The sequence below is a fragment of the Weizmannia acidilactici genome (assembly GCF_008974185.1).
GTDB lineage: Bacteria > Bacillota > Bacilli > Bacillales > Bacillaceae_C > Weizmannia > Weizmannia acidilactici.
The window spans coordinates 24,879-31,429 of sequence record NZ_BKZP01000038.1 but is presented as its reverse complement, the minus strand read 5'-3'; the positions used below and the strand labels follow the sequence as shown (position 1 = coordinate 31,429).

7 protein-coding genes are annotated in these 6,551 nt (G+C 41.7%); 3 read left to right on the top strand and 4 right to left on the bottom strand.

The window, feature by feature from the left end; genetic code table 11:
* Positions 1-342 (bottom strand): type I restriction-modification system subunit M N-terminal domain-containing protein (locus BpJC4_RS13840; protein ID WP_172968372.1); only part of this gene is annotated, 342 nt, incomplete at its 3' end.
* Positions 343-1,189: 847 nt separating this feature from the next.
* Between BpJC4_RS13840 and BpJC4_RS16215 the strand changes: the two genes are divergently transcribed.
* Entirely contained in the window at positions 1,190-1,360 is a 171-nt protein-coding gene (locus tag BpJC4_RS16215; RefSeq protein WP_162835916.1) for a hypothetical protein, read from the top strand.
* Positions 1,357-2,835: a recombinase family protein gene (locus BpJC4_RS13835; protein ID WP_151698052.1), complete on the top strand. Its 1,479-nt coding sequence runs from the start codon at positions 1,357-1,359 to the stop codon at positions 2,833-2,835. The genes BpJC4_RS16215 and BpJC4_RS13835 overlap by 4 nt, the downstream gene beginning before the upstream one ends.
* A gap of 34 nt (positions 2,836-2,869) precedes the next feature.
* On the opposite strand, the gene rlmD is transcribed toward BpJC4_RS13835, so the two are convergent.
* On the bottom strand, positions 2,870-4,258 hold the full coding sequence (gene rlmD / locus BpJC4_RS13830; RefSeq protein ID WP_151698051.1) for a 23S rRNA (uracil(1939)-C(5))-methyltransferase RlmD: 1,389 nt from the start codon (positions 4,256-4,258) through the stop codon (positions 2,870-2,872).
* Between the two features lie 205 nt (positions 4,259-4,463).
* Positions 4,464-4,727 (bottom strand): acyl carrier protein, encoded by a 264-nt coding sequence (locus BpJC4_RS13825; protein ID WP_151681497.1) that lies wholly within the window; start codon positions 4,725-4,727, stop codon positions 4,464-4,466.
* A 165-nt stretch (positions 4,728-4,892) separates the two neighbouring features.
* Here BpJC4_RS13825 and BpJC4_RS17185 point away from each other — a divergent pair, with 165 nt between their 5' ends.
* The gene (locus BpJC4_RS17185) at positions 4,893-4,982 is read left to right on the top strand and encodes a LacI family DNA-binding transcriptional regulator (protein ID WP_151681496.1); all 90 of its coding nucleotides are present in this window, start codon (positions 4,893-4,895) and stop codon (positions 4,980-4,982) included.
* A 232-nt stretch (positions 4,983-5,214) separates the two neighbouring features.
* Here the strand turns inward: BpJC4_RS17185 and BpJC4_RS13815 are convergent, their stop codons facing one another.
* Entirely contained in the window at positions 5,215-6,399 is a 1,185-nt protein-coding gene (locus BpJC4_RS13815) for a pyridoxal phosphate-dependent aminotransferase (protein WP_151698050.1), read from the bottom strand.
* Positions 6,400-6,551 lie beyond the last annotated feature (152 nt).

The window sequence follows — 6,551 nt, the reverse complement described above, 5'->3', positions numbered from 1 at the left end:
CGCATCGCTCATGTATTTGGAATATGCCGAATCATCTTTGCCATGCAAGTTTTTAATAAAAGGGAACACTTCATCTGACACAACTCGATACATTTCTTCCGGTGACCCTAGCTGTTTAAAACGATGCCAGCGCAAGTGTTGTTTATCTTCTGGAAAGATCCCTTCAAAAGGAATGCCTAAAATTTCCGCTTCCTTCTCATTAATCGTTTCCGCTTCATCCAAACTTTTTATAAATAATAGATATGTAAATTGTTCGATTACTGTTAGCGGGTTTGTAATTCCTCCTGTCCAAAACGTTTCCCATATTTTATCAACTTTATTTTTAATTTCCCCTGTAATCATTTAACTTCCTCCTGCTGCATCTTATATATCTTCATTATACCTATTTATCTCTTTTTATTAAAAGGATAATCTTGGAGACCTATAACTATTTACCCGATTGATTAATCCAAAATATCTTAAAAAATTTTAAAATCCTATTAAAATACATTGAATCGATAAGTATAATGTTTCAGAACAAATCGGTTAATCAAAAAATCAACTTAAAATTTTTTAAAAAAATTCCTTTTTCCTCTTCAAATATGAAAAAACGAAGATACAATGCTTTATGCAAAACGGAAAATACAAATAACGAAGGAGATGAATTTGCTATCCAAAGTGCAGCATATATTCGAACAACAAGTTAAAGTCATATAGATAGAAATATAAGAAAGCAAACATAGATGTGAAGTCGGAGAATTAAATTCGTTATAAACATTCAAAACAAGCACGCAGTTAATAAAATATTCGATCACACTATAAAAGGTGAAATCCGCAGAGGCTATATGACCATATGCTAATGATTAGTTAAAAATTTCTATGGATAAAGAAAAGGAGAAGAAAAATGATTAACAACCAAGGAAATCTAAAGGGATTTCTCTATATAAGAGTGAATCATCCATCAAAACTTTCAACAGAAGAACATTCACAGCTAACTAATTTCTTATTTGAGTATAGAAGAAATAGTTACAATGGAAAGGGAAATACCTATAAACATCGCATTGAAGAATATTTGTACAAAGTCAAATAAATAGTGTAACCCAATAAAAAGCGAGAACCGCAGAGGTTACGTAACCATTCACATTGTTGGTTATGTAATTCTGCGGATTTTTTTTATATTGAAAAATTATAAAAGGGAGAGCGATAAATCATGAATAGATCAGAAAACACCGTTGAGCGAATTTTTGCAGATACTTCGCTCACTTTCATGGATGTTATAAATTCAATTATTGATCATAAAATTGAAGAACTCGTCAATAATGCTAGTAAGGTAAACACTGCTACATCTCAAAAAGACGAGAAGGAGTATGATTCAAAATGAGATGTGCAGTATATGTTCGTGTTTCTACCGATAAAGAAGAACAAAAAGATTCCTTAAAATATCAGCAAGAACTGTTTTATAATTATATAGCGGAAAAAGGTTGGGATATTTACAAATTTTATATTGACGTTGAGAGCGGGACGACAGCAAAAAGAGAAGAACTTCAAAAACTTATTGAAGATGCTCAGGATAAGAAGTTCGATATCATTCTTGCCAAAGAGTTATCACGTCTTGCCCGCAATGGAGAGTTATCCTATAAAATCAAAAACTTATGTGAAAACCAAGGGATTCACATTATTACATTAGATAATGCGATCAATACATTAACAGGGAACACTCATATGTTTGGCCTTTACGCATGGATGTATGAACAAGAATCTCAAAACACGAGTAATCGTGTGAAAGAGACATTAAAAACTCGTGCAAAAAGTGGACTTTTTAAAGGATCAAACCCTCCATATGGTTATGAAGTAAGAGATGGAAAACTGTATATCCGTAATGATGAGACACCAAAGATTGTTAAACGAATTTTCAAAGAATATTTGGAAGGAAACGGACGACAAAGTATTGCAAGACGGCTATATAACGGGGGAATTCCTACTCCTGCTCAAATAGCTGGAAAAGCAAACGCAGGAGATAAGTGGCATGATTCTACCATTAGATGCATCTTAACAAATCCCCATTACGTTGGGGATCTTGTTCAAGGAAGAACAACGACAGTAAGTGTAACAAGTAAAAGAAGAAAAAACGTTCCTAAAGAAGAACAATTTATTATCAAAAATGCACATGAGCCAATTATATCTAGGGAAACGTTTGATGCTGTCCAAAATCAATTAGAGCAGAGAAGAAAATATATTACAGCACCCAAGATACATCTTTTTACTAATGTCCTCTTTTGTGCCGATTGTGGTACAGGTATGTGGTTCCGAAGCAATCGAGACGGATACATTTGTGGGGCTTATGCGCGTCATGGAAAAAAAGCTTGTACCGCCCACACAATAAAAGAGGATTTTTTAAAAGAAACAATTCTAAATGACATAAAATCCTTAATTCATCAAATTGACAAAGAGCAATATATAAAGAAGATGGAGAGAAAATCGAAAAGTACAAAATCGGATTCTCAAAAGAAAATCAATAAGATTAACAAACAGATGGATGTTTTAAAAAATCGAAAAAGGAAATTCATCAACCTGTTAGCTGACGGAATCATTACCAATGAAGAATATCAAGAGAGTATTGAAGCAACGAACAAGGATTTAACTGAATTAATGGAACAGAAAAATGAACTTCTTTCATTGATGGAAAGCGAGGATGTAATCGAAACGATTGAAAAGCTCAAAAAGGAATTACTTCAATTCCTAAATTTCGATGAATTAACCGAGGATATTCTCCATCGACTGATTAATCGAATCGAGGTAAAAGAGGACGGTACACCAATAATTCATTACCGGTTTACCACACCAAAAATTGAATAGAGGCAAGAAAGAAACCTTATCTTGCCTCATTTTTTCATTTTAAAACTATCTGCGAAACGCACTCAACGTGTGTCGTGTGCGGGAACAGATCCACCGGCTGCACGGCGGTGAGCTTGTAGCCGAACGGTTCGAGTTCCTTTATATCCGTTGCAAATGTGTCCGGGTTGCAGGAAACGTAGACGATCCGCTGGGGTCTGGCGCGACCGATTTTCCGCATCACTTTGCCGCCGGCTCCGGAGCGCGGCGGGTCGAGGAGCAGCAGTTCCGGTTTGCCGAAGCTTTCCAAAACCTCATCGATGCCTTTGCGCGCATCTTTGGCGAGAAAGTACGTATTCGAAATGCCGTTGTCTTTGGCATTCCGCTTTGCGGACTCGATCGATGTCTCTACAATTTCAATCCCGGCGAGTTCCCCGACCCGGTCGGCAAACGGCAATGAGAAGGTGCCGACGCCGCAGAACAGGTCGATCATTTTTTCCGTTTTCTTCGGCTGACCCATTTCAATCGCAAGATCTACGAGTTTCTGGGCTTGAACCGGATTTGTTTGGAAGAACGTGTCAAACCAGAGCCGGTAGCCGTAGCCACTCATTTCATCGTAAATAAAATCGCGGCCGGACAGGACATGCGTTTTTTCCGCCTGCGTGCGGTCGGCCCACTGCGTGTTTTCAAGCCATAGCAAACTTTTCACCTGCGGGAACTTGCGGCCGATCCGCTCCGATAAATCACGGGCCGCTTCTTCCAGATCCCCATCCGGCGCTTCCGTCGCAAACAGGGCAAGCATCATTTCGCCTGTCGCAAATGACTGGCGCACCATCAAATGGCGCAGCAATCCTTCGTGCTTATCTTTGTCGTAGCCTTTTAAGCCCCGCTCTTTCACCCAGGCGGCCACTTCCATTGCGCCCTCCACCATTTCTTTGCCGGCGATCAGGCAGGTTTCAAGCGGGATGATTTTCCGGAAGTTACCCTGCTCATGGAGTCCGAGCGAACCGTCCGGCGCAAATGTAAATTCCATTTTATTGCGGTAATGCCATGGCTCGTCCATTCTGATCGTATCACGGACAAGCGCCGGGTCAAAGCCCTGCGCGGCAATTGCTTCTTTCACATGGGCGGTTTTCTGTTTTAGCTGCCCCTCGTATGCCCAGTGCTGCCAAACGCATCCGCCGCAACGCTCAAAATGCGGGCATGGCGGCAAAATTCTTTCCGGATGGGCTTCCAAAATTTCTTCCGGGATTGCTTTTGTCCGCCTTTTTTCCGGCCGGTCCACCGCCACGCGCACTTTTTCGCCCGGAAGTGTCCGCGGAATAGTCAATTTTAACTTTTTCGGGGTTCCAAGCTCATTCTCGCGCCAGACAACGGCCAGCCCGGAACCTTTTTGATCCAATTGGCGGATTTCCGTCACCAAAGTTTCACCTTGCATAATGGCCAATCCGATCTCTCCTTTCAATCAATCATGTATATTAACACAGCCAAGCCATGGTAAAGTTTCGCTCTGTATACCTGTATTAGTATAATGGATAACGGACGATTTGCAAATGGCGCATGCTAACAGTATTTAACAAAACCGCCCTATTGCAAAACAAAACCCGTGAAGCTTGTTTTTCTCCACAGGTTGCAGCACAAGCACAGGAAAATCAACGCCCTTTTTGCATCTTTTCATAAATATAATCCACCGTTTTTTCAATGGAAACCAGCTTGTTGAGATCTTCTTCCTGTATATCGAGATCGAATTCATCCGAAAATTCCACGGCCATTTCAGTCAAGTCAATCCAATCCGCGCCGAGGTCGTCCACAAACAGGCTGTCATCCCGTATCTGGGAAGGATCCTCGTCGAGATCATTCAACACAATGTCGCGCACTCTTTCCCTAATATTTTCTTTTGAAATCGATTCCCGCATAAAAGATCAGCTCCATTGTGAAAGTATGAACATAGCAAAAATTCCACCAGTCACATATTTGACAATTGCCATTATACAATTCCGGACCGATAATGCAAATTTTCCGCTTATTCGAGATGGATTGCCAACGCCTGAGTAATCAAAACCAGTAATGAACGCTAGACGATGGCCAGTATTCGCAATGTTGCCGAGCTGGAGGGTGTAACCCCCGTGACTGTGTCCCGGGTCCTGAACGAGGATCCGACCCTTTCTTGATGCGACAAGAAAAAAGGCTCCAGATCGCTGAAGAGCTATCATATGTCAAAACGCCGCGGGCCAATAACAGCCTGCAGATCCTCACAACTGTGTCCCGTGAAAAGGAAATGGATGACCTTTATTTTCGCCAGATCCGATTGAAAATCGAATCAAACTTTTAGCCTTCAGCTCCTCTATAAAGTTTAGAAGAAAAAGGACTGCCCCAAACCTGAACAGCCCCTTTTTCCACTCCTTATTTATATGCATCCGCCAACTTCCGGAACGCCTCCAACGACCGCTGTACTTTTTCCGTCGGGATGCAGTAGGCGATCCGGAAATAGCCCGGACAGCCGAAAGTGTCTGATGGGACAAGCAGCAAATCGTAATCCAAAGCCTTTTTACAAAATGCCACGGCGTCTTTCTCCAACGCTTTCGGGAACATGTAAAACGTGCCACCCGGCTTCACAACAGAAAAACCCATATCCGTTAAGGCGTCATATAAAATATTCATATTTGTCTCGTAAACGGATAAATCCGCCGTCATATCCACGACTTCAGCGACGGCAAGCTGGATGATAGATGGCGGGCAATTATGTCCGATCCCCCTTGAAATCTGGCCGCACATGTTGACAATCAGCTCCGCGTCCGGGCATGCCGGGTTGACGGCAATATAGCCGATCCGCTCACCCGGAAGCGATAACGACTTGCTGAAAGAATAACAGGTAATCGAATTCGGATGATATTTCGCAACATACGGAGCGTTCACGCCTTGAAAAACAATTTCCCTGTACGGTTCATCAGAAATGAGATAAATTTCATGCCCGAATTCCCGCTCTTTTTCCTGTAAAATCTCTGCCAGTTTCCTGATTGTATCTTCGGAGTATACCGCACCCGACGGATTATTCGGCGTATTGATCAAAACGGCCGATGTTTTTGCCGTCAGCATTTTTTTAAATTCCGAAAAATTGATTTGAAAATTTTCCGTATCGGCAGGGACAACTCTTAACACGGCGCCCGTTTTATTCACGTACGGCACATATTCCGGAAAATACGGCGCAAAGGTAAGCACTTCGTCTCCCGGCACGGTGACGGCCCTTAAAGCATGGGCAATTGCGCCGGCAGCACCGGTTGTCATAAAAATATGTTCTCTCCTGTAGGCAATCCCAAAACGTCTTTCTAATGAAGCCGCAATTTTTTCGCGTACCGAATCAATCCCAAGGCTTGGGCTATATCCGTGAACGGCCGCAGGGTTTGGGCTTTGCGCCAGTTCAACGAGTTTGTCGGTAAACGCCTGCGGCACTGGAACAGAGGGATTGCCGAGGCTGTAGTCAAACACATTTTCAGAACCGATTTCTTTTGCTCTTACCGCACCGTATTCTGCAATTTCCCTGATGACCGATTTCTGCCCGAGCATTTGTTTATATTCTCCTGCGATCATGTTCTTCTCTCCTTAGCTTTTTATGTATGATGATTTAACTATATCACAACCATTCCGCTTTATGATCAAATTTTCTAAATTTATGTTCTCTTAAAATTTTGTTTACAACGTAACAGTGTTATGTTATATTGATAACAGCAAAAGGAGTGGAA

What these genes read in the sequence shown, in the direction of transcription:
- BpJC4_RS13825 (WP_151681497.1), bottom strand. Translation starts at nt 4,727, where the DNA reads ATGCGGGAATCGATTTCAAAAGAAAATATTAGGGAAAGAGTGCGCGAC.
- BpJC4_RS17185 (WP_151681496.1), top strand. Translation starts at nt 4,893, where the DNA reads ATGGCCAGTATTCGCAATGTTGCCGAGCTGGAGGGTGTAACCCCCGTG.
- BpJC4_RS16215 (WP_162835916.1), top strand. Translation starts at nt 1,190, where the DNA reads ATGAATAGATCAGAAAACACCGTTGAGCGAATTTTTGCAGATACTTCG.
- BpJC4_RS13835 (WP_151698052.1), top strand. Translation starts at nt 1,357, where the DNA reads ATGAGATGTGCAGTATATGTTCGTGTTTCTACCGATAAAGAAGAACAA.
- BpJC4_RS13815 (WP_151698050.1), bottom strand. Translation starts at nt 6,399, where the DNA reads ATGATCGCAGGAGAATATAAACAAATGCTCGGGCAGAAATCGGTCATC.